This window comes from Streptomyces sp. cg40, assembly GCF_050320165.1.
Taxonomy (GTDB): Bacteria; Actinomycetota; Actinomycetes; order Streptomycetales; family Streptomycetaceae; genus Streptomyces; species Streptomyces hokutonensis.
Genome location: NZ_CP190128.1, coordinates 4,696,490 through 4,723,087, shown reverse-complemented (window position 1 = coordinate 4,723,087; position 26,598 = coordinate 4,696,490). Strand labels below are relative to the sequence as shown.

Genomic DNA, 26,598 nt, shown 5'->3' with positions numbered 1-26,598 from the left:
TGGGGCGCAGGGGTGCCCGTTGATCGGAGGGATGGGCGATGGCGCAGAGGATGACCCGCCGGGGGCCGCTGACCAGGCAGGAGATCGTGCGTCAGGCTTTGGTGGTGGCCGAGACGGAGGGCATGGAGAAGCTGTCGCTGCACAAGATCGCGGCGGCGGTGGGGGTGCGGACCATGTCGCTGTACAACCACGTCGACGACAAGGCCGACGTGCTCGACGCCATGGCGGACGTGATCCTCCAGGGCATGACCGTTCCCGACGCCGACGAACTGCCGTGGGAGGACGGGCTGCGGGCTCTCGCCCGTTCCTTCCGGGCCGCGGCCCTGGAATATCCCCGTTCTGCCTCGCTGGTGCTGACCCGGCGGCTGAACGCGCCCGCCGCCATGCCGGTCGTCGAGGTCGCGCTGCGTTTCCTGAACCGCGCGGGCCTGGAGGGCGCCGAGGCCGTGCATGTCCTGCGGGCGTTCATCGCCTTCCTGGTCGGGACGCTCTCGCGCGAGGTGGGGATGGCGCCGACGTACGCCGGCGCCATCCCGGGAGTGACCGCCATGCGCGAGGACGAACTCGTCGACAGCGGGCTGCCGGCGGTGGCCGCGGCGGCGGGCGAACTGGCCGTGATCGACCACGAGGCGGAGATGGAGTTCGGCCTGGAACTCCTCCTCGACACCGTCCGCCGCCGGGCGGTGGCTTCTTCCTGACCCGGGTGATCAGGGCCAGGCTCACCCCACCGGGACGTCACGCCACCGGTGCCTCACCCCACCGGCACCTCGCGCCGTTCGGCCTCGCCCTCGCTCGCCGTACGGTCGGGAAGGCCCGCGCCCTCGATGTCGACGTCGGGCAGCGCGCGGTCGAGCCAGCGCGGCAGGCTCCAGGCGCGGCGGCCGAGCAGGGCCATCGCGGCGGGCACCAGCGTCATCCGGACGACGAAGGCGTCGATCAGGACGCCGACGGCGAGCGCGAAGCCGATGGATTTGATCACCGGGTCCTCGTTGAAGATGAATCCGGCGAAGACCGCGGCCATGATCAGCGCGGCGGCGCTGACGACCCGCCCGCTGCGGGCGACGCCGTGGACGACGGCCTGCTGCGGGTCCCGCGTGTTCTCGTGGTGCTCGCGCATCCGGCTGACGAGGAAGACCTCGTAGTCCATGGCGAGTCCGAACAGGACGCCGATCAGCAGGACCGGCAGGAAGCTGGTGACCGGGGCGGCCGAGGGGATGGACAGCGGGCCGTTGAGGTGGCCGTACTGGAACACCCAGACCGTGGTGCCCAGGGCCGCGGCCACGGAGAGCAGGAAGCCGAGCGCCGCCTTCAGCGGGACCAGCAGGGAACGGAACGCGAGGGTGAGCAGGACCAGGGCCAGGATCACGATGATCGCGACGAAACCGGGCAGCGCGCCGGACAGCTTGTGCGCGACGTCGATGGCCGCCGCGGTCTGGCCGGCGATGTAGAGGGTGCCGCCGGCCTTGGCGATCGCCGGGGCGTTGTCGCGGAGGCGGTGGACCATGTCGGTGGTGGACTGGGCGTCGGGCCCGGTCTTCGGTACGACGCCCATGACGAACAGGGTCTTGTCGGCATTGGGGACCGGCTTGGACACGGCCGCCACGTCGGAGTCCTTCGCCAGTGACGCGCGCAGGTTCGAGACCGTGGAGGTGACGTCCGTGGCGGGTATGTCCTTCGTCTCGACCACGGCGACGAGGGTGGCGTTGAAGCCCGGGCCGAAGCCCTTCGTCAGCAGGTCGTAGCTCTTGTGCTGGGTGCTGGACGTGGGGTCGGAGGCGTAACTGGGCAGTCCCAGGCGGAGGTTGCGGGCCGGCAGGGCGAGCGCGAGCAGGGCGATCACCCCGGCCAGCAGGACGATCAGGGGTTTGCGGGTGACCGTACGGGCCCAGGCCAGGCCCCAGGCGCCCGGGGCGCGTTCGCGGCGGCCGGGGCGAGGCTTCCTGGCGCGGGGGCGGAGCCGCTCGCCCAGCAGGCCGAGTACGGCGGGTACCAGGCTGACGGCGATGAGGACGGCGATCAGTACCGTGGCGGCGGCAGACAGGCCCATGACGGCGAGGAACGGGATGCCGGTGGCGCACAGGGCGGCCAGGGCGATGATGACCGTCGCGCCGGCGAAGACGACCGCGCTGCCCGCCGTCGCCACCGCCCGCGCGATCGACTCCTCGGTGTCCATGTCGGGGTCGTCGGCGAGCTGTTCGCGGTGGCGGGAGATGATGAACAGGGCGTAGTCGATGCCCACCGCCAGGCCGATCATGAGGGCGAGTACGGTGGACGTGCCGGTGATCGACACCCACGTCGACACGAACTTCACACCCAGGACACCGATGGCCACGCCCACCACGGCGGTCAGCAGCGGCAGTCCGGCGGCGATCAGTGAGCCGAGGGTGAGGGCCAGCACGACGAGGGCGATCACGACGCCGACGAGTTCGGCGGGTCCGCCGACCTTCGTCTGGGCCTTCATCGCCGTTCCGCCGTACTCGACCTCGACGCCGGCCTTCTCGGCCTGGGCCATCGCGCCGCTCAGGGAGTCCTTGGCCTGCTGGGTGACGTCGGCGGCGGCCTGCCGGAAGCGGATGTCGGCATAGCCGATCCGCTGGTTCGCGGACATCGTCCCGGTCTTGAAGGGGTCGGTGACCTGCACGACCCCGGAGATCTTGGCGGCCTTGCCGAGCCCCGTCCCGATGGCGGCCTCGGTCTTCGCCTCGGTCAGGGTGTGGCCCTTCGGGGCCGCGTAGACGACGCGGATCACGCCGCCCGCGGCGTCTGGGAACTTCTCCTCCAACAGGTCTTGGGCCTTCTGGGACTCGATGCCCGGGACGGTGAAGTCCGAGGCCACCTTGCCGTGGATGGTGATGCCGAGGCCGCCGATCGCGGCGAGCAGCAACAGCCAGACGCTGATGACCCGACCGCGACGGGCCACCGCCAGCCGCGCCCATGCGTAGAGGCGAGACGCCATGTCCGCCTTCCCTTCGTCTTTCCGGATTCCGTGGCCCGAGACAGGGCCTCAGCTGTCTGCACCCTAAGGCATAATTACAGTCGACTGTAAATTAGCGCTGCGTGGTAAAGTCCACATATGGTGACTGACGGGCCACGGGACGGCCTTCGGGAGCGAAGCAAGGCGCGCCGCAGGGAAGCGATCCTCCGGTCCGCGTATCTGCTCTTCGCCGAGCGCGGATTCGAGGCGACGACGATCGCCGACATCGCCGAGGCGGCCGAGGTCTCGCCGCGCACGGTCACGCTCTACTTCCCCTCCAAGCTGGAACTGGCGCTGGCCCGCTCCGACGCGCTCGCGGAACGCCTCGGCACCGCCCTGCGCGAACGGCGGGAGGGCTGGCTGACACTCGACGCGCTGGAGCACTGGCTGCGTGAGGAGATCACCCACCGGAGCGACCTCGACGATCTGTCCGAGCGCATGTTTGAGCTGAACCCGCAGCTCAAGGCCGTCAGCAACGGACGCCTGGCGGAGGTCGTACAGGAAGGCGCCCGGCTGTTCGCCAAGGAGAACGGCAGCGCGCCCGACGCCTTCGGCCCGCGGATGATGGCAGCCACCGCCGCGACGATCGTCGCCGAGCTGTGCCACGACCCCGCCAACGCGGACGTCGACGGGGCCATGGCGTTCCTGCGAGCCGGGGCCGCGACGCTCTTTCCTGCGACCCTCGGGACCGACGCGGTTCCGGGCGCCGCGGACTGAAGCGACTGCCCTTCCTACGGCTGGGGGGAGTTAGAGCGTGGCGCGCAGGTGGCTGACGGTCACGAAGCGGTAGCCCTCGGCGGTCAGCGTCTTCAGGATCTCTGGGACGGCGGCCACCGAGGTGGGGTGGATGTCGTGCATCAGGACGACGTCGTTGCGCGAGGCCTTGTCGATGACGGTCCGCGCGACCTTGGCGGCGTCGCGGTACTTCCAGTCCTCGGTGTCCACGTCCCACAGCACCGGTGAGAGCGTGGTGGCCGCCTTGACCTGGGCGTCGACCGCGCCGTACGGCGGCCGGAACAGGGTCGGCGCCGTGCCGGTGGCCGCCTTGATCGCCGCGCTGGTGCGGTCCAGCTGCTGCTTGACCTGGGCGGTGGTCAGCCGGGTGAGGTCGGGGTGGCTCCAGGAGTGGTTGCCGACCTCGTGACCGGCCCTGGCCTCGGCGCGGACCAGTTCGGGGTGGGCGGCGACGTTCTGGCCCACGGTGAAGAAGGTGACCCGTGCCTTGTACTGCGCGAGGTACTTCAGCAGCGTCGCCGTGTACGTCACCGCCGGACCGTCGTCGAAGGTCAGGGCGATGCACTTGACCTTGGCGCAGTCGGTCGTGTCGGTGCCCGAGGCGGTCTCGGTGGGGACGGCCGCGGTGGGGGTGCCGGTGGCGCCCAGGTCGAGCGTGCCGCCGGGCTTCACGGTCTGCTGCTGGGCGCGCCTGCCGAAGGCGGACAGCCACGGGGTGACGGTCGCCCTGGGAAGGACCACGGTCATCCGTCCGCCCGCGGGGACACCCACGGTGCCGCGGTCGAAGCTCAGCTTCAGGGCGCCGTCGGAGGTGAAGGACGCGTCGTCGATGTCGGCCGCCCTGAGCCCGGCGACCAGCGCGGGGTCGCTGCCCTCCCGCTGCTTCAACTGCGCCTTCACGGCGGCCAGGAAGGCGGGGCGCGAGCCGTCCGCGACGAGCCCGCTCGCGGCGACGGCGGCGTGGGCGGCGCCGTCGTACCAGTACGTCTTCGTCGACAGGCCGTCCCCGGTGCCGGTGTGGTCCTGGGTCAGCAGGCGTACGCCGAGGACGTCACCGGAGGCGACCAGGAACACGAAGCTGATGTTCAGCTCCGGCACCTGCGAGGCGCCGGAACCGCTGCCGCAGCCGGTGCTCTGTCCGGCCGCGTCCGTGCCGAGGTAGTCCGCGAGGTAGCTGTCGACGTCCTTCTTCATCGCCGCCGTGGCCGCTTCCGCGCCCGGTACGGACGGGTAGCTCGTCGCCCAGGGGCAGGAGCGGTCGTTGCTGCTGTCGTTGACGATCGTCAGCCCCTTGATCCTCGTCGGGTCGACGGTCGGCGCGGCGGCGGGGGAGGCCGTCGCGCCCTGGGCCGCGGCCGTCGCCGAACCGGCGGAGTGAGTGGTGGAGCAGGCCGTCGTCAGGGACAGCGAACCGAGCAGGAGGAGGGACGGGAACAGGGTGACTTTGCGCATGACGGCAGACCTCGGGAACGGGGAACGATCGGACGGCGGAGAGCCCGCCGGGGTGTCAGGTCCCGATCGTTTCCGTCCAGCGCTTTGATCAGGAGCCGTCCTGGTCGGTCTGGTCAATTGGCGGCGCCGAGTGCGGCGGGAATCGCGGACCGCCTTGTTGATCGGCGGAGGGTTCGGACCGGCACTCGATGAGGGGGAGGAAGGTACGGCGGCCCCGTCAGCCGCAGACGGTGCGGTACGGCACCTCCGGCACGTACGTCCGCCAGTCGGCCCGGGACAGGCCGCCGGAGCCAGCGCGGGCGCAGACGGTGGTCGCCGCCCGGGCAGGGGAGACGGGGTAGCTCCGCAGCGGGACGTGCGCGCCCGAGACGTAGAGTGTGTCGCCGTCCTCGCCGAAGGCGACGGAGCGGATCTCGTCGCCGGCCGTGGGGAGGCCGTCGACCAGGAGCTGCTGGGCCTCGGTGTCCCAGAGGCGGACGGTGTCGCCGCGGTGTCCCACGGCGAGGGTGTGGCCGTCGGGGGCGAAGGCGAGCGAGGTCACCGCCTGCTGGTCGCCCGGGGACGCGCTCACCCAGGAGCCGGCCAGGGTGCCCAGCCGGCGCCGGACGTCCCCGTCCCACAGGACGACACGGCCCGTCGAGTCGCCCACGGCGAGACGGGAGCCGTCCGGGCTGAACGCCAGGGCGGTCACGGTCCTGCCGTCGGCCAGCGCACGGCCGGTGACCGGGCCGGACGGCAGCGCGGCGGACTGCTCGTCGGAGCTCGCCGCCAGCTGCCCGTCGGGGCGTACGGCGAGGGTGTCGCCCGTGAGTCCCGGGAGCGTTCCGGTCGCGCGGGGGCGGTCGCCGCCGGTGTCCCAGATCCGGGTGACCGTGCGGTCGCCCTCGAGGCGGGAGACCAGCAGGGTGCGTCCGTGCGGGCCGAGGGCGAGACCGGCCACCGGGTGGTCGTCGGCGGCGCCGGACGGTTCGAGGGTGAGGCGGACGCGGTGGGTGCGGGTGTCCCAGACGGTGACGCGCTGCCGTGCGCCGCCCGACGACGTGGTGTCGGCGACGGCGAGCGCGGTGCCGTCCGGGCTGAACGCGAGCAGGGGTGCGGTGTTGTCGCTCAGTGTCGTGAGCGGCCCCAGGTCCTGGCGGGCGAGGACGGCGCCGGTCCCGGGGGAGCGCAGTTCGAGGCGGTAGCGGGAGCCGGTCCGGGTGACGGAGGCCAGCGTGGAGCCGTCCGGGGCGAGTACGGCCGCATCGGACGGGGTGCTTTGCCAACGGGGCGAGAGGTCGGCGGTCAGGTCGTAGGTGTGGGCGGTGGCGCCGTCGAGATACCGCAGCAACCACCGGTGCCTGCCCGTGCCCCTGCCCGTGCCCCTGCCCGTGCCCGGGTCCCAGGACAGGTCCTGGATCTGGGTGTCGGCGGGGGACCGGTGGAAGACCTGGACGCCGTTGTCCGTCAGGCGCCACACCGACAGACCGGCGTCGTCGGCGGTGGCCAGGAAGTCGCCGTCGGGGGAGAAGGCGGCCTGGTCGAAGCCGGTGTCGCCGGAGCTGGTGAGGTCGGCGATCCGGTGTCCGGTCGGGATGTCCCAGACGCGCAGCGCGGTGCCGGAGAGGGCCGCGAGCCGCTTGCCGTCCGGGCTGAGGCGGACGGTGAAGGTGCCGGCGTCGGCGCCCGTTCCGGTCCCGCAGGTGTTCCCGCCCGCGTCGTCCCAGGCGCCGGAGAGCCGCTTGCCGCTCTTGGTGTTCCACACCTGGAGCGGGCCGCCGGCGGGACAGAAGGCGAGCAGTCGGCCGTCCGCGTCGAGGTCGGAGCTCGACAGGTTCGCTGTCGACTCCGTCCGGAAGCGGACCTCGCCGTCCGCGAGGCGACGCAGCTGTACGGGCCCGGAGCCGAGCGCCGGCCCGAGCAGATAGCCGCCGGCCGTGAGCCCCAGCATGGCCGTACCGTCGGGCAACGCCGTCACGGACTTCCCGGCCGCCAGATCCCACACCCGGTCACCGTCCGCACCGGCGAGATCCACGAACCGGGCGTCCGGACTCACGGCCGTGACGTCCGCGCCGGCCGGCAGCCGGTACGCGGCGGTCCTGTCCCGGCCGGTCACGCTCCACACGCTCACCCGCCGCCCCGCCACACTGACCAGGGTCCGGCCACCGCCGACGAGGAACCGCCGGGTGTCCTTGCCGGTCTGGGGGTCGGTGAAGGCGTCCTGCTCCGGCTGCACGAGCGCGCTGAGCAGCGCCGCGCGGGACTCGGTCAGCGGGGCGATCTTCCAGGCCGCGACGGAGAGCAGCGCGGCCGTGCGGGGGTCCGTCGCGCGCAGCCCCTCGGCGACGGCCGCGATCCGCCGGGCGGCGGCCTTGCCGGCCTCCCGGTCGCTCTCCCGACTCTGCTGCCACGCGAACACCCCGGCGACCAGGGCGACCGCGAGAAACGCGGACAGCGCGGCGGTCAGGATCCGCGTCTTCCGCACCGCCCGGACCTCGGCTTCGGTGTCGGCGGCGCGGGCGGTGAGGGAAGCGGCGAGGAAGGCACGTTCCGGGTGGGTGAGGTCGTCGTCGGCCGCAGGGGGCGTGGCCGTTCCTCCAGCACCGCCGCCCCCACCGGCCGTACCCCCGAAGAACTCCTCCGCCCGAGCCAGCCGCGCCCCCCGGTACAGCGCCCCCGGATCCCGCTCCAGCCGCTCCCACGCGCGGGCCGCCTCGCCCAGCAGCCGCTGTTCTCGGAGCCGTTCGCGGTCCTCGTCGAGCCAGGTCGACAGGCGGGGCCAGCCGGTGATGAGGGCTTCGTGGGCGAGTTCCACGGTGTCGTCGTTCAGGGTGATGAGGCGGGCGGCGGCGAGGCGTTCGACGACCTGGGACACGTCGTCGCCGGAGCCCAGCTCCGCCCGCCCGGCCGGGCGTCGGGTGTCGGCGGTGCCGTCGCCGGGGGCGATCAGCCGGAGCAGGACGCGGCGGGCGGTGCGGGCCCGGGGCGGGGAGAGTTCGGCGTACAGGCGCTCGGCGGTGGTGGCGATCGCGCCGCGCACCCCTCCCGCCTCCTCGTACGCGGCGACGGTCAGGGTCCGGCCCCGGCGGCGGCGCCAGGTCTCCAGCAGGGCGTGGGAGACCATGGGCAGCGCGCCGGGCCGGTCGGTGACCTCGTCGACGACGCGGGCGGTCAGGGCGCGTTCCACGTTCAGGCCCGCCGCCGTCGCCGGGCCGGTGATGACTTCTTTCAGTTCGTCGCGGCCCATCGGTCCGACCAGCAGGGTGGCCCGGCTCACCGCCTCCGCCAGTTCGCGCCGCTGCGCGCAGTGGCCGTAGAAGTCGCCGCGCACCGCGACGACGACCCGCAGCCGGCTGTCCGCCCCGCGGGCGGCGAGGAGGAGGTCGAGGAACCGGTCGCGCTCCGCGCGGTCCCGGCACAGGGTGAAGAGTTCCTCGAACTGGTCGACGAGCACCCATGTGTTCAGCTCGCCGTCCTTGGGCGTGAGCGCGTCCGCGTGGGTGTGGGCGGGGCGCTCGCCGGGGGTCAGGACCCGGATCACCGCCGGGCGCCCGGCGCCGGTCAGCGAGCTCAGGGCCGGGATCAGCCCGGCCCGCAGGAGCGAGGACTTGCCGCTGCCGGACGGGCCGGACACGGCCGTGAAACGGTGCTCGTGCGCCAGTTCCAGCAGCTGCGCGACCAGCGCGTCCCGGCCGAAGAAGAGATCGCTGTCGTACGGCTCGAAGCGCGCGAGGCCGCGGTACGGGGGTGCCGCGTCCCCGCCGTGCGCCGCGGCCTCCCGGGCGGCCTCGTCGACCTCCCGCCACCGCTCCTCCCACTCCTGCGCGTCGGCGTCCAGCGCCTGCGCGTACGCCCGGACGACCGCGAGCGTCGGCAGCTGCTCACCGGCCGCCGCCTGGGAGAGGGCGCTCGCCGAGTAGGGGACGCGCTGGGCCATCGCCCGGTAGGCCGGCTTGCCCGCCTTCTCGCGGAGCGTGCGCAGATCCTGCGCGAGCCGCTGCACGGGACCGGCGTCCGGGTCCAGCGGCTTCTCACGTCGTCCCACCTGGCGGGCCCTTTCAGCGCTCATGTCCATGAAGAGGGTCGGTGGCCAAGTTTCGTTTCCGCCCGAATCCGGCGCAATCCGCTCCGACCTGCGCCGCGTGTGAATTGTTCAGGGCTCCAGACGCCCTACTGACCAATGCGCGGGAACCCAAGACTCGCTCTCGGCCCGGTAACCGGGCGCCGTCCGGCGCCGACACGGGGAAGAGAGAGACCTCCTTTGCACAGCAACAACAGCAAGCACAGGCTGAAGAGGCGCGGCCGGAGAGTGACGTACGGAACAGCCGCGCTGCTCGCGCTGGCCGGGCTCACCGCCACCGCCGCCATCACCGTCGCGGCTCCGACGGACGCGGCCGCCGCGCCGTCGAGCGGCCTCGCCGGGGCCGCCGTCCGCGTCACCCTGATCACCGGCGACACGGTCGGCGTGGACGCCTCCGGCCGGGTCGTCGGCGTCGACCGGGGCAAGGGCCGCGACGACGTCCCCGTCTCGGTGCGCCGCTTCGCGGGGCAGACGTACGTCGTCCCCGCCGACGCCGGGCCCCTGCTCGCGAGCGGCCGGCTGGACCGGCGGCTGTTCGACGTCACGCAGCTCATAGCGGACGGGTACGACGACGCCCACCGCGCGACCCTGCCGCTGATCGTCTCCTACAAGGGCTCCGCGACCGGCACCGCCAGGCGGGCGCTGCGCTCGGCCGACGCCGACGTGCAGCGCCAACTGCCCGCCGTGCACGGCGAGTCGGTGACCGCCGACAAGCCGGACGCCACCGGCGTGTGGGACGCGCTGACCCGCCCGACCGGCGAGGGCGACGCGGTGACCACGGAGCACGGCGTCGACCGGGTCTGGCTGGACGCCAAGATAGCGGCCCCGAAGACCGAGACCGCCGACCCCGACCCGACCCAGGGCACCGCCCAGATCCACGCGCCCGCCGCCTGGAAGGCCGGATACGACGGCAAGGGCGTCAAGGTCGCCGTCCTCGACAGCGGCATCGACGCCACGCACCCGGACGTGAAGAACGCCATCGCGGCCACCAAGGACTTCTCCGGCTCGGGCACCACCGACGACACGATGGGCCACGGCACGCACGTCGCCGCCACCATCGCCGGGTCCGGCGCCCGCAGCAACGGCAGGTACAAGGGTGTGGCCCCCGGCGCCAAGCTGCTCATCGGCAAGGTGTTCAAGGGCGGCGGGACCCAGGAGTCCTGGCTGATCTCCGCCATGCAGTGGGCCTCCGCCCAGGGCGCCAAGGTCGTCAACATGAGCCTCGGCGGGACCGACACGGCCGGCGTCGACCCGGTGGAGAAGGCGGTCGACGACCTGTCGGCCTCCGCCGGCACGCTGTTCGTCATCGCCGCCGGCAACGAGGGCCCCGACGACAACACCCTCGACTCGCCCGGCGCGGCCTCCGCCGCCCTCACCGTCGCCGCCGTCGACGGCAAGGACCGGGTGACCGACTTCTCCAGCCGCGGCCCGAGCGCGGACGGCACCCTCAAGCCGGACATCTCCGCCCCCGGCCTCGACATCATCTCGGCCAAGGCGGCCCACGGCACCGAGGGCGACCCGTCCGGCACCGCCGGGTACGTCCGCATGAGCGGTACGTCGATGGCGACCCCGCACACCGTCGGAGCGGCGGCCGTCCTCGCCGAGGAACACCCCACCTGGACCGGCCAGCGGCTCAAGGCCGCGCTGATGGACTCCACCGTGCCGCTGAACGGCACCTACTCGGTCTACGCGCAGGGCGCCGGCCGCGTCGACGCGGGCCGCGCCGTCACCCAGACCGTGATCACCGACGAACCGTCGCTCGACTTCGGCCTCCAGCAGTGGCCGCACACCGACGACCGGCCGGTGACCAAGACCCTCACCTACCGCAACACCACCGCCACGCCCGTCACCCTGACCCTGTCCGCCGACGCGACCGGCCCCGACGGCAAGGCGGCCCCGGCCGGCATGTTCACCCTGTCGGCGAGCACGGTCACCGTCCCCGCGAACGGCACGGCCGACGTCACCGTCACCGCCGACACCCGCGTCGGCACCGTGGACGGCGGCTTCTCCGGGATCGTCACCGCGACCCCGGCCGGCGGCCAGAGCGTGCGCACCGCCTTCGGCACCATCAGGGAGAAGGAGTCGTACGACCTGACGCTCAGGTTCACCGGCCGCGACGGCAAGCCCACCAGCCCGGGACTCGCCCTCGTCGGCGGCCTGGACAACGGCCGGACCTGGTCCTTCGGCGACTTCGGCGACGCGGCCGTCAAGAACGGCGAGGTCACCATCCGGGTGCCCAAGGGCCGCTATGTCGTCGACGCCCAGCTCCGCAGCCGTAGCGGCGACTCCGACGACACGACCCAACTGGTCTCCCCGGGCCTCCTGGTGAACAAGGACACCACGCTGTCCCTGGACGCCCGCACCGGAAAGCCCGTCAAGGTCACCGCCCCCGACGCCCGCGCCCAGCTGACGGACGGCCGGATCGTCTACGGCGCCCACGGCCGCACGTCGGCCTACGACTACTCGTCGGCCGTGATGCTCGGCATCTCCAGCGCCTACAGCCACGTCTACCTCGCACAGGCCGGACCGTCCGTGCCCGCCGCGGACTTCGTCGCCCAGGCCGGCGGTGTCTGGCAGCGCGGCTCCACCGGTGCGCTCTACGGCCTCGTCACCACCCGCAAGGGTTCCTTCTTCACCGGGCTGACCCGCACCTTCACCACCCGGGGCCTGGCCAAGGTCGTCACCGCGATCGGTTCCACCACCAAGGGCAGCGAGGCCCGGCCGAACCTCGGCTGGACCACACCGGGCTGGCCGAACGTGTCGAGCCTGGTGGGCTCCCCCATGGGCAACCTGCGCAAGGTGCCCGCCACGAACGTCGTCCACTACCTCTCCGCGGACACCGGCCTGCGCTGGAACCTGGGCGTCAACCTCGACAACGACTCGTATCCGAACCTGGCGTTCCTGAGCGCGCCCGCGTCCCGCCGCTTCGAGGCGGGCCGCACCTACCGGGAGACGTTCAACACCGGCGTCTTCGCGCCCGTCATCTCCGACTCCAACGGCGTCGGCACCCCGGGCGCCTCGCACAGCGGCGCCTCCTACGCGATCTGCGTCCCGATGCTCTCGGACGGAGCGGGCCACCCGAACGCGGGCGCGGCCACCTGGCACGTCAGCTTCACGGCCGACGGCCGCACTCTTTCCGACCGGCGGACGGACCCCTGCGACCTGGGGGTGCAGGACGGCATGCCGACGAAGAAGGCCGCCTACCGGCTCAGCATCGACGCCACCCGTCCCGCGAAGGACTTCAGCGTCGGCACCCGGGCCTCGGCGGTCTGGACGTTCACCGCGGACCACGTCCCCGGCACCGAACTCGTCAACTTCCCGATGTCGGTGGTCCGCTTCACCCCGAGGCTGAGCCCCACCAGCACGGCGAAGGCGGGCGCCCGCCTCACCGTCCCGGTCGGCATCCAGGGCCCGGCGGCGGCCAGGGGCGCGGTCAAGTCCCTTGCCGTGCAGGTGTCGTACGACGGCGCACGCACCTGGAAGCGCGTCACGGTGACCACCGCCGCGAACGGCAAGCGGTCGCTGACCCTCACCAACCCGGCGAGGCCGGGCACGGTGAGCCTGAGGGCGACGCTGACGGACACCAAGGGGAACACGGTGACCGAGACCCTGGTGAACGCCTACCGCACGGTCCGGTAGGCCGGTCGGGGAGGGGCGCACGCCGTCGTCACGCGCCGGCGCGCGCCTTCTCGAACAGGACCGGGTCGTGGGCGCTGACGATCGTCAGGTCGGGGTCGGCCCGCCGGTACAGCTCGGCCAGTCGGGCGTGGTTGTCGCGGACCCTCTTCAGGTCGAACCCGACGACGGTCTCCATGCCGCGCAGCGAGGCGGGGACCCGGGAGCGGCCGTCGAGGGTGCCGTGGTGGTAGAAGGCGTCACCGGCGTGCAGGATCCAGCGCGTTCCGGTGTCGACGGCCACGGCGGCGTGGCCGCGGGTGTGGCCGGGGAGGGCGACCAGGACGATGCCGGGAGCGATGGTGTCGAGTTCCCTGGCCGCGGCGAACCCACGCCACTTCTCGCCGTCGGGCCGGTGCTCGACGAGCTTGGGGCCGTGCGCCCACTGGGCCGGGCTGTAGCGGATCCGCTCCCGCCAGGAGGGGGAGTGGACGGCTCCGCGCGCCTCGTCCGCGGTGAGGTGGACCTCGGCGTCGGGGAAGTCGGAGAGGCCGCCGATGTGGTCGGCGTCGAAGTGGGTGAGCACGATGTGGCGCACGTCGTCCCGGCGGAACCCGAGCGCCTCGACCTGGCGGACGGCCGTCTCCTCCGGGTCGAACACCGGCCGGACGAAACGGCGGGCCGGTCCGACCCGCCGCCGGGGATCGGCGATGTCGTCGAGGCCGTAGCCGGAGTCGACGAGGACCAGGCCGTTCGCGGTCTCGATCAGCAGCACGTGGCAGACGAGACGGGCGCCGGGCGGACGCATGGTGCCGCAGTTCAGGTGGTGGACCTTCATGGCGGGTGTCCTCGGAGAGTTATCACACTTACGGTGTATGTTCTTCTTCCCTCCACGTTAGACTTACGACATAAGTGCCGTCAAATATGTCACCCGGGGATGGTGTCGTGCAGGTGTGTGCGATGCCCTCGAACGGATCAGGTCGCCTTGGGGCGCCGGCGGGGTGTCCGGCGGCGCGGGGCGTGGCGCAGGTTGTCGCGGACCCGGGTGAGGACGTCCGCCATCGCCGTGACGTCCTCCTCGTCCAGTGGGCCGAAGAGTTCCCTCGCGACGAGGTCGATGTGGCCGGGCAGTACGCGTGCCAGTGCCTCCTTTCCGGCTTCGGTGATCGTCACGGTCACCGAGCGTTCGTCGTCGGGCGACGGGGTGCGGGCGATCAGGCCGTTCTGCTGCAGGCGGTCGGCCTGGTAGGTCAGTCCGCTGCGGCTGTAGACGACCCCGTCGGCGAGATCGGTCATGCGCAGGCTCTGGCCGGGGGCCTCGACGAGCTGGGCCAGGACGCGGAACTGGATGTATGTGAGGTCGCCCTCTTCGCGCAACTGCTGTTCGACCAGTTGTTGCAGCAGGGCTCCGGCCTCCATGAGGGCGAAGTAGGCCGCGATGTGTTGGGGTGTCGGCTCCATGGTCCACCGTCCTTGCTTCGAGTTCGAAGTATGCTACCGTCAAGTATGCGCTTCGAATTCGAAGCACTTTGCGTTAATGCTTCGAATTCGAAGTAATTAACCCGAGCGGGTCGGAGCAGGCCCGGAGGAGGAGAACCATGAAGATCGTCGTACTCGGTGCCACGGGCAACATCGGCTCACATGTCGTGAAGGAGGCGCTGTCCCAGGGGCACGAGGTCGTCGCCTACGTGCGCAACCCCGACGCGGTGCAGCCGCAGTCCGGGCTGACCGTCGTACGGGGCTCCCTCGACGACCGGGCCGCGCTGGCCAAGGCCTTCGCCGGCAGCGACGCCGTGATCTCGGCGATCGGGGTCGCCCTGCGCGCGAAGAAGCCCATCGACCTGATGCAGCGCTCCGTACCGGTCATCACCGCCGCCGCGCGGGACGCCGGTGTCGGACGGTTCGTGCTCGTCTCCGCGTTCGGGGTCGGGGACACGGCGGCGAAGGCCTCGCTCCTCGGGCGGCTGGTCTACAAGACGGTCGTCGCCGCGATCTTCAAGGACAAGGAGCTCTCGGAGCAGAGCCTCCCCGCGAGCGGCCTGAACTGGACGATCGTTCACCCGGTCAACCTCAAGGAGGCCCCCGCGGCACCCACCGCCACGGTCAAGCGCCTCGACGAGGTCGCCAAGGTCCCGGGCCTGCCCACCCTCCCCTTCGCGAACGTCGCGCGCGCCCTCGTCGACATCGCCGGCGACCGCGAACTCGCCGGGCAGCGGGTGCTGGTCACGACGGAGAAGGGGTGGAAGGCGTCCGGCGCCCGTCCTTGATAAAGTCCCCTCAGCTCATTCCTTCGGGTCGACACCTCCGGTCATCGAACAACCGGACCGGGTGTCGACCCTTTTTTGATGCCCTGCGCCGGTTCTGTTTCCGGCACCCCACCCGCACACCGCACCGACGGGCCACCGCGCCCGCCGGTCCTTCGCCATGGAGCTTTGCAGATGACGGACACCACCCTGCCGATCCCCCAACTCCCGCCCCTCCGGCGGAACTCGGGGTTCCGGAACTTCTGGCTCTCCCGTGCCGTGTCCGGTCTCGGGTCCGCCGTCACCACCGTCGCACTGCCCGTCCTGGTGTTCCAGCAGAGCCGGTCGCCGCTGCTGGTGTCCCTGGTCGCGGCGGCCGGGACGCTGCCCTACCTCGCGTTCGGCCTGATCGCGGGCGCGGTGGCCGACCGCGTCGACCGGCGCACCCTGATGATCGTGAGCGACTGCCTCAGCGCCCTGTGCCTGGGCTCGGTCCCCCTCGCCCAGGCCCTGCACGCACTGACCGTGGGCCACGTCATCGCGGTCGCGTTCCTCTCCTCCACCCTCTCCCTCTTCTTCGACGCGGGCGGCTACGGCTTCGTCCCCGCCCTCGTAGGCAAGGACAGACTCCCCGCCGCCAACAGCGCGCTCTACGGCGCCGACACCGTCGTCCGCATCACCGGCAACGGCGTCGCGGGCGCCCTCATCGCCCTCGTCCACCCCGTAGGCACACTCACCCTCGACGCCCTGAGCTTCACGGGCTCCGCGCTGTTCCTCCGAGCGGTCGCCAACTCCCCTGCCCGGGCAGCCGGTTCGGGTTCACGGCCAGGCTTCCTCCGTGTCGTCGCCAACTCCCTTTCCCGAGCGGCCGGTTCGGGCCCGCGAACGGGCTTCCGGGAGTCCGTCGGTGAGGGACTGCGCTTCCTGGCCGGGCATCCGACGCTGCGGGTCATGACCGTGGTCGGCACGCTCCAGTCGTTCTCCGGCGGAGCCATCGTCGGCCAACTCGTCGTCTTCGCCGACCGCGGCCTGGGCATCCACGGCACCGACGGCCGTATCGGCCTCCTCTACATGGCGTGGAGCGCCGGCGGCATCGGCGGCTCCCTCCTGCTGCCCCGACTACGGCGCCGCTACGACGCGTTCCCGCTGCTGCTCCTGGTACTGCCGGCCGGCGCACTGCTCGGACTCGTGGTCGTGCTCACCACCGACTGGCGGCTCGCACTCGTCGCCCTGGCGGCCTGGGGAACCGCCTACCTGGTTGTCCTGGTGAACACGATGACCTACTCCCAGGAGGTGACCCCGCCCGAACTCCAGGGCCGCGTCAACACCACCCGCCGCATGCTCTCCTCCGGCCTGGGCGTCCCCCTCGGCGCGCTGGTGGCGAGCACCGTCACGATGTCCGCCGGCATCCGGGCCGGGATGGCCACGGCGGTCGTCTCGATCACGCTGGCCGCGATTGTTGTGTGGGTGGTACGGCTGCGTGGCTTGGCGGGAACAGCCGCCGGGGCGTAGAGGTCACGGGGGTTCTCGCCTGGGCTTGGGCGGCGACAGTGGTACAGCTGCGCGGTCTGCCGGAATCGGTCGCTGAGGCGTAGGGGTTACGGGGGTGTTCGCCTAGGCCGGGGCCGCGACACCGGTACGACTGGGGCTGGGCCGACTGCCGGTTCTCGCCGTCGGGCGCAGCCGTCGGTCAGGCTCTCTCCTGGGGCGGGAGGGGAACAGGCTTAAGGGACGCGCCAGTTGCCGGTTCTCGCCGCCGGGGCGTTGCCGTCAGGTGGGCTCTTCCTAGGTCAGACGGCGACAGTGGTACGGCCGGGGCTGGGCCGACTGCCGGTTCTCGCCGTCGGGGCGCAGCCGTCGGTCAGGCTCTCTCCTGGGGCGGGACGGCAACAGCCGTAAAGGATGCGTCAGTTGCCGGATCCCCCCGCCGAGGCGCAGCCGTCACGCGAGCCCCACCCACCTGGGGGTCAGGACCGCGCCACCCGAGTGAAGCGCCCCGCCACCCGCAGATCCGCCTCGATCCGCCCCGCCGTCGCCAGCAGTTCGGGCAGGATGTCCGCGACGTACGCCTCCGCCGGCCGGCGGGCCACATGGGTCGCCGTGTTGAGCGCGGCGACGACCCGGCCGGTGCGGTCGCGGACCGGGACGGCGAGTGAGCGCAGGCCCGCCTCCAACTCCTCGTCGACCAGGGCGTATCCCTGGGACCGGATCCGTTCCAGGGCGGCCGAGAGCGCGGCGGGGTCGGTCAGCGTGTGCGGGGTCAGGGGACGTGGGGCGGCCAGGGCGTCCCGTACGGTCGGCGGCGGGGCGTCGGACAGGAGGACGCGGCCCAGTGCCGTCGCGTACGCCGGGAAACGGGTGCCGACCGCGATGTTCACGCTCATCACGCTGCTGGTGGCGACCCGGGCCGTGTACTGGATGTCGCCGCCCACGAGGATCGCCAGGGACGCCGACTCGTGGATGCGGGCGGCGAGGGCGGTCAGGTGCGGGGTCGCGAGGGACGGGAGGGTGGTGCGGGAGAGCGGGGGGAAGCCCAGCGACAGCACCCGGGGTGTCAGGGTGAAGCGGCGGTCGCCGGACGCGGCGACCAGGCCCAGGTGTTCGTAGGTGATCAGTGCGCGGCGGGCGGTCGCGCGGGCCAGGCCCGTCGCCCGGGCGACCTCCGTGAGGGTCAGTTCGGCGCGGCCCTCGCCGAAGGCCGTCAGGACCGTCAGTCCGCGGGCCAGCGATTCGACGAACTCCCGGCCCAGTTCCTGTTTGGACGCGCCCGTCCAGGTCGCGAGCCCCGAGGGCGCGGCGGCCGAGTCCGGCCGGGGTGCCGCGCGCAGGTCCTCCTCCATCGCCTCGACCGCGGCGCGCAGCCGCGGCAGCAGCGTGTCCCGCAGATCCGCCGCCGTGTGCCGGCTGGTGTGGCTGACCACGCTCGCCACGCACGCGATCGTGCCGGTACGCGGGTCCCGTACGGGCACGGACACCGCCGTCAGGCCCGGTTCGATCAGCTGGTCGTCCAGTGCCCAGCCGTCCTCGCGGGCCTGTGCGGCCGACCGTTCGAGATCGGGTGCGGGGGACGACGGCGAGCGCGGGGGTACGGCAGGGAAACCCCGGTCCTCCGGGTCCGCCGCCCGGCGCTCGCGCCAGCGCGCCCAGTCGCGGTCGGTCCACTCGGTCGCGAACAGCGGTCCCGGCGCGGTGCGTTCGGCCGGCAGCAGGTCGCCGATGCGGAAGCTCAGGGACATCGCGCGGCGGCGGGTCGCCTGGTGGATGAAGCGGATGCCGTCCCGGTCGGCGACCGCCAACGACACGGACTCGTCCAACTCGTCGGCGAGGGCGTCCGCGCGGGCGTCCAGGAGCGACGGGAGCCGCAGGGCGGCCAGATAGGCGTTGCCCAGCTCCATGATCCGAGGGGTGAGAACCGTGTCCCGGCCGTCGAGACGGACGTATCCCATGCGGGCGAGCGTCGCGGTGATCCGGTCGACCGTGGAACGGGCCAGCCCGGTGGCCCGCTCCAGCCCGCTGAGGCTCGACGCGCCGCCCGCCTCGGTGAGCCGGCGCACCACGGCGACCCCCCGGATCAGCGGCGCGACCGCCTCGACGGGCACGGCTTCGGCACGGTCGTCCAACGTGGTCTCAGCGGGCATCGGCTCTCCGGTACGGCGATCTCGGCAGCCCTACGTTAAGCCCGCTCCCGGTGCGGTCACCGCCGAGCCTGCGACACCCGCTTCAGGAGAGCGGCGCTCCATCCCCTGAGCCCCGCCCCTACCGCGTCCGAGTAACCGTCACCCGATACTTCCCCTCCGCATCGGCCCCGATCACAGCCACCCGAACCCCCCTACGGGGATCGTTGAACGATTCCCCCGCGGTGAACGGCGCGTCCGACAACTCGGCGTGCACATTGGGGCTCCGCGTGCAGCCCCCGCTGTCCCGGTGCGCGTCGTACACCTTCACCGGGCCCATCCCTGTGTCGACGTCCGCCTCCACCTTGTAGATGAGGACGCCGGGGCGGCACACCGCCTCGTCGTTGCCCTCGTGGGTGCGCAGTTCCAGGGCGTAGCCGGTCCGGCGGGAGAGCGGGACGAAGACCAGGCGGGTGCCGTCGCCGCCGGGGCGTTCCAGCGGGGTCAGGGTGTACTCCGAAGTGCCGCCGGTCATCGCGCAGTCGACCTGGGACGGGTCGAGCCAGCCGAGTTTCCACTTGTGCCAGCCCAGGAGGTCGTTGTCGGCGCCCCAGTCCTCGCTCATGATGTCCCAGTGGCCGACCGCGCCCCCGCCCTCCTGGGTGTAGAGGTCGGGCAGGCCGAAGACGTGGCCGTTCTCGTGGGGGAGGACGCGGTAGCCGGTGCGGGCGTAGGAGCCGGAGCCGTCGTCCTGGCGGGAGTAGACGAAGGAGGCGTTGGAGACGGGAACGCCGTCCGCGACCGGGGCCTCGGTGTTGCCGGCGAACGTCACCGAGAGGACGGTGTCGAGGGCGGAGGGGCCCGCGTTCGGGGTGACGAGGACGTTCAGGAGGTCGTAGGACCGGAAGTCCACGCTCGGGTCGGCGGCGGCGACGATGTCCTGGACGAGCTGCCGGTACCCGGGGTCGAAGGGCGCGCCGCGCTCTATGCCGTAGGACTTGAAGGGCTTGGGCATGCGGAGCCAGTGGGTGACCGGGGTCTCGGGGCGGTAGTCGAGGCGGCCGTATGAGCTGGTGCGGAACCACTCCTGGGTCTGCGGGAAGAACTCGTGGTAGCGGTCCATGGCGGTGCCCTGGCCGGGGGCGTCGGAGAAGTCGACCATCAGGGTCAGGGCGTGGACCGTGCCGGTGGAGCGGGAGTAGCCGCCCGGGGTGGGGATGCCCTCGGACATCTCGGTGTCGAGGGGGCCGTTGATCATGCAGGCGCCGAGTGCGGAGGTGCGGGCGAGCGCGATCGGGCCCGCCGCCGTCGTGGCGCCCGGGGTGAGGTGTCCGGTACCGGCCGAGGTGCTGACCGCGAGGGTCAGGACGGTCACGGACGCGAGGGCGGCCACGCGGCGCGGGCGTATCCGACGGCTGGGCTGCATGCATGGACCCTTCGCGCCACGGCAGCCGCCGGTCTCCGGCTGCACCCTTTCGATCACCCTGTGTCGTGCGGTGCGAGGGCGCGCGCTGGAGGAGACCGACCGTGTGGTCGTGCGGGAAAAGAGGTCCGAACGGGGACCCGAACGGGGGCCCAAACGAGATGTGACCCAGGTCACATGAAATGTCCCACTGAGCGGGAAATAACCGGGGAGCGTTTCCCCGTTTAGCCATGTGTCCGAGCGAAACGGGGAGAGGTTCCCCGGATCGCCTCAGCAGTCGAAGACCTTAGAGCCCCAGGAGTACGCCGTGACGACCGCGACCCCCGTACAGCGAAAGGTGCCCCGGCCGCGTGCCGACGCTTTGCGCAACCGGGAGCGGATCGTCACCGCCGCCCGCGAGATGTTCGTCGAGTTCGGCCCGGATGTGCCGCTCGACGAGATCGCCCGCCGGGCCGGCGTCGGCAACGCCACGCTCTACCGCAACTTCCCCGACCGCGACGCCCTCGTCCGCGAGGTCGTGGTCTCGGTCATGGACAGTACGTCGGAGGCCGCCGAGCAGGCGCTCAATGAGACCGGCGACGCCTTCGCCGCTCTGGAGCGCTTCGTGCACGTGGCCGCCGACGAGCGGGTCAGCGCGCTGTGCCCGATGATCTCCAGCACGTTCGACCAGTTCCACCCGGACCTGGAAGCCGCGCGGGAGCGGGTCGAGCAGCTGATCGACGAGGTCATGGACCGCGCCCGGCGGTCCGGACAGCTCCGTACGGACGTGGGTGTCGGCGATGTGATGGTCGCCGTGGCCCAGCTCAGCAGGCCCCCGGCCGGCACCGGATGCCTCAGCGCCGACCGCTTCGTGCACCGACACCTGCAGCTGTTCCTGGACGGACTGCGGGCCCCGGCCCGCTCGGTCCTGCCCGGCACCGCCGCGACCATGGAGGATCTCCGGCAGCCCTGACCGATGAGTTCAGAGCGTCACGCCCGTCTCAACAACAAGCACCGGCTCTCGTCGCCGTAGCGGCCACGCAGCGTCACTCGCCGACGAGCCGTCCCCGATCACGTCCTTCTTCCGTATTTTTCCGTCACGAAGTCCCGAAGTGGGTACCACCATGTCTGAAACAGCTCGAAGCGCCCCCCGCGCTCTCGACAAGGCCGCCGAGGCGGCCGAGCACGAAGCCCATTCCAACCGCTGGAAGGCGCTCGCGTTCATCGCGCTCGCCCAGCTGATGGTCGTGCTCGACGCGACCATCGTGAACATCGCCCTTCCGTCCGCCCAGAGCGACCTGGGCATCTCCGACGGCAACCGGCAGTGGGTCGTCACGGCCTACGCCCTCGCCTTCGGCGGACTCCTTCTCTTCGGCGGCCGGATAGCCGACCTGTGGGGCCGCAAGCGCGCCTTCGTCGTCGGTCTGACCGGCTTCGCCGCCGCGTCCGCGCTCGGCGGTCTCGCCACCTCCGGCGCCATGATGTTCGGCGCCCGTGCCCTCCAGGGCGCGTTCGGCGCCCTGCTCGCGCCCGCCGCGCTCTCCCTGCTCGCCGTGATGTTCACGGACGCCAAGGAACGCGCCAAGGCGTTCGGCATCTACGGCGCGATCGCCGGTGGCGGCGGCGCCGTCGGCTTCATCCTCGGCGGTGTGCTCACCGAGTACCTCGACTGGCGCTGGACGTTCTTCGTGAACATCCCGTTCGCGATCATCGCCGCGCTCGGCGCGTACTTCGTCATCCGAGAGCCGGAGGGCGGCCGCAACCGCAACCCGCTCGACATCCCGGGCGTCCTGCTCTCCACCCTCGGCCTGGTCTCGCTCGTCTACGGCTTCACCCGCGCCGAGTCCGACGGCTGGGGCGACTCCGTGACCGTCGGCCTGTTCATCGCCTCCGCGGTGCTGCTGATCTCGTTCGTCGTCACCGAGGCGAAGGTCAAGGCCTCGCTGCTGCCCCTGCGGGTGGTCACCGACCGCAACCGCGGCGGTATCTACCTCTCGCTCGGCATCGCCATCATCGCGATGTTCGGCACCTTCCTCTTCCTCACCTACTACCTCCAGGTCGTCAAGGGCTTCTCGCCGATCAAGACCGGCTTCGCCTTCATGCCGATGATCGTCGGCATGATGGTCGGCTCGACCCAGATCGGCACCCGCCTGATGACCCGCCTGCCGGCCCGCCTGCTCATGGGCCCCGGCTTCCTGGTCGCCGCGGTCGGCATGCTGCTGATGACGCAGCTGGAGATCGGCTCGTCCTACGCCTCGATCATCCTGCCCGCGATGCTGCTGCTCGGCCTCGGCATGGGTACGGCGTTCATGCCCGCCATGTCGCTGGCCACCCTGGGCGTCGAGCCCCGGGACGCGGGTGTCGCCTCCGCGATGGTCAACACCTCGCAGCAGGTGGGCGGCGCCATCGGTACGGCCCTGCTGAACACGATCGCCGCCTCCGCGACGACCGCGTACATCAAGGACCACATCGCCGGCGCGGGTACCTCCAAGACCCAGCAGCAGCTGGTCGCGCTCCAGGGTCAGGTGCACGGCTACACCAACGCCATCTGGTTCGCCGTCGGCATGCTGGTGGCGGCCGCGGCGATCGTCTCGGTCCTCGTCAACGCGGGCAAGCAGGGTTCCGACCCGGTGGCCTCCGGTGACGGCGCCGAGGACGAGTTCAAGGTCCCGGTCGTCGCCCACTGACGACGCCCGACCCGGTCGTACCCCCTTCGCACCATCCGTACGTACGGGGAAGGGGACGCCCCGTACGTACGACTCCCAGGAACTGCCCTGGCTCTCCGCCGAGTTGAGCGGCTCAGCGGAGCCAGGGCAGATCCGCGCCCGCCTCGTCGGGCTGAAGTCCCTCGGCGACGATCTCCATGATCTCGCCGAGGGACTTCTGCTGTTCCGGGCTCAGCCGCTCGAACAACGCCTGCCGTACGGCGGTCACATGACCCGGCGCGGTCCGGCTGAGCACCTCGTACCCCGCGTCGGTCAGCACCGCGAACTGGCCGCGCTTGTCGGAGGGACAGTCCTCGCGGCGCACCCACCCGTTCTTCTCCAGCCGCGCGATCGCGTGCGAGAGCCGGGAACGGGTGATCTTCGCGTTCATGGCCAGCTCGGTCATCCGCAGCCGGCGGCCCGGCGCCTCGGCGAGCTGCACGAGCAGGCCGTAGTAGATGTGCGGCATACCCGCGTCCCGCTGGAGCTGGCGGTCCAGATGGTCCTCCAGGAGGGTGCTGGCGTGCATGTAGAAGCGCCAGACACGCTGCTCCTCGGCGGTGAGCCAGCGGGCTTCTGCGGAAGTGGGTGCCGTGTTCATGCACTCCACTGTACGAGAGCTCTCCTTGAAGGTTAAACAAACGAGGCGTAAGCTGCCGTACAGGGAATTTGAGAGTTCAAGCATGGGGAGTGACCGTCATGTCCACCGCCGCACCGGAGCGCATGCCCGCCCTCTATCTCAGCCACGGCGCGCCGCCCCTCGCGGACGACCCGATCTGGCCCGGCGAGCTCGCCGCCTGGTCCGCCGACCTCCCCCGCCCCAAGGCGATCCTCATGGTCTCCGCCCACTGGGAGGAGGCCCCCCTCGCCCTCGGCGCCACCGACCCGGTCCCCCTGGTCTACGACTTCTGGGGCTTCCCCGAGCACTACTACCAGGTCCGCTACGACGCCCCCGGCGCACCCGAGCTCGCCGAGTCCGTACGGAAGCTGCTGCGCGCCCCGGGCATCCCCGTGCAGGACGTCCCCGACCGCGGCCTCGACCACGGGGCGTACGTCCCGCTCGTCGAGATGTTCCCGGCCGCCGACATCCCGGTCCTCCAGGTGTCGATGCCGACGCTCGACCCGGTGAAACTGATGGAGATCGGCCGCAAACTGGCGCCCCTGCGCGACGAGGGCGTCCTGATCGTCGGCTCCGGCTTCTTCACCCACAACCTGGCCGCCCTGCGCCACACCGGCGGCGGAGTGCCCACCTGGTCCTCCGAGTTCGACGACTGGGGCAGGCGCGCGCTGGAGGCCCGCGACTGGGACGGCCTGCTCGACTTCCTGCACAAGGCACCGGCCGGGCGCTACGCCCACCCGCGCACCGAGCACTTCGCCCCGCTGTTCGTCACCATGGGCGCGGCGGAGGCCGGCGGCGAGCTGGACACGCAGCACTCGGTGATCGACGGGTTCTGGATGGGGATGGCGAAGCGGTCGGTGCAGTTCGGCTGAGCCCGCGAGCCCTTCGGCCGAGCCCGCACCGAAAGGGCCATCCCCTTCGGGGAGGACTACATCCCCTTCGGGGAGGGCTACAACTCCTTCTCGTACCAGGCGACGTCCCAGTAGCGGCCGAACTTGCGGCCCACCTCCCGGTAGGTCCCCACCGGCCGGAAACCGAAGCGTTCATGCAGCCGCGTGGACGCTTCGTTGGGCTGTGCGATCCCCGCGTACGCCCGGTGGACGTCCTCGGTCGCGAGGTCCGCGAACAGGGCCTTGTAGAGCAGCGTTCCGATGCCGCGCCCGCCGGCGTCCGGGGCGAGGTAGATGGTGACCTCGACCGAGGTCGAGTAGGCGGGCTTCGCCCGGTAAGGGCTGGATGTGGCGTAGCCGAGGATTCGCTGTGAGTTTCCTTGGAAGGTCCCGTCGACGGCAACCTTCAGCCGGTATGGGCCGTCTTCAGGGTGGGAGAGCAGCCAAGGACGGCGCTCCTCCGGCGTGAAGGCGGCGGTGTCGAAGGTGATCGGGGTCTCGCGTACGTAGTGGTTGTAGATGTCGGTGAGGGCGACGAGGTCATCCTCGGCTCCTGGCCTGACCTGCACCTCTGTACGTTCCGACGGCATCATGCCTCCCTTGTGGCCGGACAGGGTACTGCAAGATCAGAAAAATAGGGGAGTGGGTCGGGAATTCTGTCCGGATTCCAGTCGTTGTTTCCATCAGATGCAGGGCACACGAGAAGAGTCACGAAGTCAGTGCCCCACCATCCGACGAACACCTGCTGACCCACCATCGCAAGGGAGCACGCATGGCAACCCGTGCCGTCGCCCGTCGTAAGTCCGCCTCCGGCGAGACCTCCGGCGTGGCACGCAGTGTTCGCGCCCATGGCGGCGAGATCGCCGACCGCGACCTGGTCGGCATGTATCTCGACGAAATCGCGCGCACACCGCTGCTCGACGCCGCCAAGGAAGTCGAGCTGTCACAGACCATCGAAGCGGGCGTGTTCGCGCGCCAGGTCCTCGACGGCGAGGAGGAGTCCCAGGCGGACGCCACCCGCGAAGAGCTGGAGGCCCTGGTCGCCGAGAGCGAGCGTGCCAAGGACGTCTTCATCCGGTCCAACCTCCGCCTGGTCGTGGCCGTGGCCCGCCGTTACCCCCGTAGCGGCCTGCCCCTGCTCGACCTGATCCAGGAGGGCAACGCGGGCCTGGTCCGCGCGGTCGAGAAGTTCGACTACCGCAAGGGCTTCAAGTTCTCGACGTACGCGACCTGGTGGATCCGTCAGGCCATCACGCGCTCGATCGCCGACCAGTCCCGGACCATCCGGCTCCCCGTCCACCTCGTGGAGGAGCTGGGCCGGATCCGGCGCGTGCAGCGCGAGTTCAACCGGAAGAACGGCCGCGAGCCCGAGCACGCGGAGATCGCCGCCGAGCTGGACACGACCCCGGAGCGGGTGACGAACGTCCTGGACTGGGCGCGCGACCCGGTCTCGCTGAACATGTCGGTGGACGACGACGGCGACACCCAGTTCGGTGACCTCCTGGAGGACACCTCCGCGGTCTCGCCCGAGCAGTCCGTGATGACCCTGCTGCGCAGCGAGGAACTGGACGACCTGATCGGCCGCCTCGACCAGCGCACGGCCTCCATCATCAAGATGCGGTACGGCATGGAGGACGGCCGGGAGCGCACGCTCACCGAGGTCGGCAAGGAGCACGGCCTCACCCGCGAGCGCATCCGCCAGATCGAGAAGCACGCCCTGCTGGAACTGAAGAAGCTGGCCGGCCAGACCGGTTTCGACGCGGCGGCGTAGGACAGTCACTGAGCAGCAACCCCTCCGGCGGGGGCGCCGGAGGGGTTGCCGGGGGCGGCCGGGGAGTCTGACTCCCCGGCTCCCGGCGCGGTGGCCCGGCAGCCACGGGGGCGCGTACGACCCCTGTGTGCGCCCGGCCGCGTACGCCGGGTGGCGGGAGACCGCGCAAACATGGCCGTGCGACGCCGCTTCAACGTGCGGGGCTCTGGGAACAAGACTTCAGGGCCCAGGAGTTGGGGCCAAGGACGTCACCCCATGACCCACTGAGCCAAGTCCCGACGCAAATCCCCCCCCCGGCGCCGGGACTTTCCCGAGCCGGGCTTCGGCGCCTGTCCCCCCAGGTGCCGGGGCCCGGCTCCTTTTCACGCGCGGGCGGGGCGGGGTGAGGTGCGGACATGCCTGGATGGCGGGGCACCCCGTACCTGAACACCGGGGTGGCCCGCCGAATGGCAGATTCTGCCACAGCGGCATAGCCTGCCGGTGTGAGCAGCCCCACCCCAGCCCCCGATCCCCGTCCC

18 protein-coding genes are annotated in these 26,598 nt (G+C 71.7%); 9 read left to right on the top strand and 9 right to left on the bottom strand.

All coding sequences use genetic code 11. The annotated features are described in order from the left end of the window. Positions 1-38 precede the first annotated feature (38 nt). Positions 39-698, top strand: a complete 660-nt coding sequence (locus ACQHII_RS20780; RefSeq protein ID WP_427920707.1) for a TetR/AcrR family transcriptional regulator C-terminal domain-containing protein — start codon at positions 39-41, stop codon at positions 696-698. Between the two features lie 53 nt (positions 699-751). Here ACQHII_RS20780 and ACQHII_RS20775 read toward each other — a convergent pair whose 3' ends face one another. Continuing rightward, a complete protein-coding gene (locus ACQHII_RS20775) occupies positions 752-2,956 on the bottom strand; it encodes an MMPL family transporter (protein ID WP_427920706.1) in 2,205 nt (734 codons plus the stop codon). A gap of 117 nt (positions 2,957-3,073) precedes the next feature. On the opposite strand from ACQHII_RS20775, the gene ACQHII_RS20770 reads away from it, so the two are divergent. Next, complete coding sequence (locus ACQHII_RS20770; RefSeq protein ID WP_427920705.1) at positions 3,074-3,691, top strand: TetR/AcrR family transcriptional regulator; 618 nt, start codon at positions 3,074-3,076, stop codon at positions 3,689-3,691. 30 nt (positions 3,692-3,721) lie between these two features. Here ACQHII_RS20770 and ACQHII_RS20765 read toward each other — a convergent pair whose 3' ends face one another. Next, a complete protein-coding gene (locus tag ACQHII_RS20765) occupies positions 3,722-5,161 on the bottom strand; it encodes a polysaccharide deacetylase family protein (RefSeq protein WP_427920704.1) in 1,440 nt (479 codons plus the stop codon). Between the two features lie 217 nt (positions 5,162-5,378). Beyond that, on the bottom strand, positions 5,379-9,209 hold the full coding sequence (locus tag ACQHII_RS20760) for a hypothetical protein (RefSeq protein WP_427920703.1): 3,831 nt from the start codon (positions 9,207-9,209) through the stop codon (positions 5,379-5,381). A 240-nt stretch (positions 9,210-9,449) separates the two neighbouring features. Here ACQHII_RS20760 and ACQHII_RS20755 point away from each other — a divergent pair, with 240 nt between their 5' ends. Continuing rightward, entirely contained in the window at positions 9,450-12,860 is a 3,411-nt protein-coding gene (locus ACQHII_RS20755; RefSeq protein WP_427920702.1) for a S8 family serine peptidase, read from the top strand. Positions 12,861-12,888: 28 nt separating this feature from the next. Here ACQHII_RS20755 and ACQHII_RS20750 read toward each other — a convergent pair whose 3' ends face one another. Next, entirely contained in the window at positions 12,889-13,674 is a 786-nt protein-coding gene (locus ACQHII_RS20750; protein ID WP_427920701.1) for an MBL fold metallo-hydrolase, read from the bottom strand. Between the two features lie 137 nt (positions 13,675-13,811). Beyond that, positions 13,812-14,297: a MarR family winged helix-turn-helix transcriptional regulator gene (locus tag ACQHII_RS20745; protein ID WP_427920700.1), complete on the bottom strand. Its 486-nt coding sequence runs from the start codon at positions 14,295-14,297 to the stop codon at positions 13,812-13,814. Between the two features lie 137 nt (positions 14,298-14,434). On the opposite strand from ACQHII_RS20745, the gene ACQHII_RS20740 reads away from it, so the two are divergent. Together ACQHII_RS20740 and ACQHII_RS20735 are read left to right on the top strand one after the other, a co-directional pair. Beyond that, the gene (locus ACQHII_RS20740; protein ID WP_427920699.1) at positions 14,435-15,103 is read left to right on the top strand and encodes an NAD(P)-dependent oxidoreductase; all 669 of its coding nucleotides are present in this window, start codon (positions 14,435-14,437) and stop codon (positions 15,101-15,103) included. Between the two features lie 171 nt (positions 15,104-15,274). After that, a complete protein-coding gene (locus tag ACQHII_RS20735) occupies positions 15,275-16,591 on the top strand; it encodes an MFS transporter (RefSeq protein ID WP_427920698.1) in 1,317 nt (438 codons plus the stop codon). 455 nt (positions 16,592-17,046) lie between these two features. Here the strand turns inward: ACQHII_RS20735 and ACQHII_RS20730 are convergent, their stop codons facing one another. Further along, entirely contained in the window at positions 17,047-18,717 is a 1,671-nt protein-coding gene (locus ACQHII_RS20730; protein ID WP_427920697.1) for an IclR family transcriptional regulator domain-containing protein, read from the bottom strand. Between the two features lie 118 nt (positions 18,718-18,835). After that, positions 18,836-20,119 carry a M6 family metalloprotease domain-containing protein gene (locus ACQHII_RS20725; RefSeq protein ID WP_427920696.1) on the bottom strand — a complete coding sequence of 428 codons (1,284 nt, stop codon included), beginning with the start codon at positions 20,117-20,119 and terminating at the stop codon, positions 18,836-18,838. A 304-nt stretch (positions 20,120-20,423) separates the two neighbouring features. Between ACQHII_RS20725 and ACQHII_RS20720 the strand changes: the two genes are divergently transcribed. Then, on the top strand, positions 20,424-21,068 hold the full coding sequence (locus ACQHII_RS20720) for a TetR/AcrR family transcriptional regulator (RefSeq protein ID WP_427920695.1): 645 nt from the start codon (positions 20,424-20,426) through the stop codon (positions 21,066-21,068). A gap of 151 nt (positions 21,069-21,219) precedes the next feature. Continuing rightward, positions 21,220-22,782 carry an MFS transporter gene (locus ACQHII_RS20715; RefSeq protein ID WP_427920694.1) on the top strand — a complete coding sequence of 521 codons (1,563 nt, stop codon included), beginning with the start codon at positions 21,220-21,222 and terminating at the stop codon, positions 22,780-22,782. A gap of 112 nt (positions 22,783-22,894) precedes the next feature. Here ACQHII_RS20715 and ACQHII_RS20710 read toward each other — a convergent pair whose 3' ends face one another. Further along, the gene (locus ACQHII_RS20710) at positions 22,895-23,401 is read right to left on the bottom strand and encodes a MarR family winged helix-turn-helix transcriptional regulator (protein WP_427920693.1); all 507 of its coding nucleotides are present in this window, start codon (positions 23,399-23,401) and stop codon (positions 22,895-22,897) included. Between the two features lie 98 nt (positions 23,402-23,499). Between ACQHII_RS20710 and ACQHII_RS20705 the strand changes: the two genes are divergently transcribed. Continuing rightward, on the top strand, positions 23,500-24,291 hold the full coding sequence (locus ACQHII_RS20705; RefSeq protein ID WP_093632025.1) for a dioxygenase family protein: 792 nt from the start codon (positions 23,500-23,502) through the stop codon (positions 24,289-24,291). Positions 24,292-24,368: 77 nt separating this feature from the next. On the opposite strand, the gene ACQHII_RS20700 is transcribed toward ACQHII_RS20705, so the two are convergent. Next, complete coding sequence (locus tag ACQHII_RS20700) at positions 24,369-24,899, bottom strand: N-acetyltransferase family protein (RefSeq protein ID WP_427925374.1); 531 nt, start codon at positions 24,897-24,899, stop codon at positions 24,369-24,371. 182 nt (positions 24,900-25,081) lie between these two features. On the opposite strand from ACQHII_RS20700, the gene ACQHII_RS20695 reads away from it, so the two are divergent. After that, entirely contained in the window at positions 25,082-26,080 is a 999-nt protein-coding gene (locus ACQHII_RS20695) for a sigma-70 family RNA polymerase sigma factor (protein WP_427920692.1), read from the top strand. Positions 26,081-26,598 lie beyond the last annotated feature (518 nt).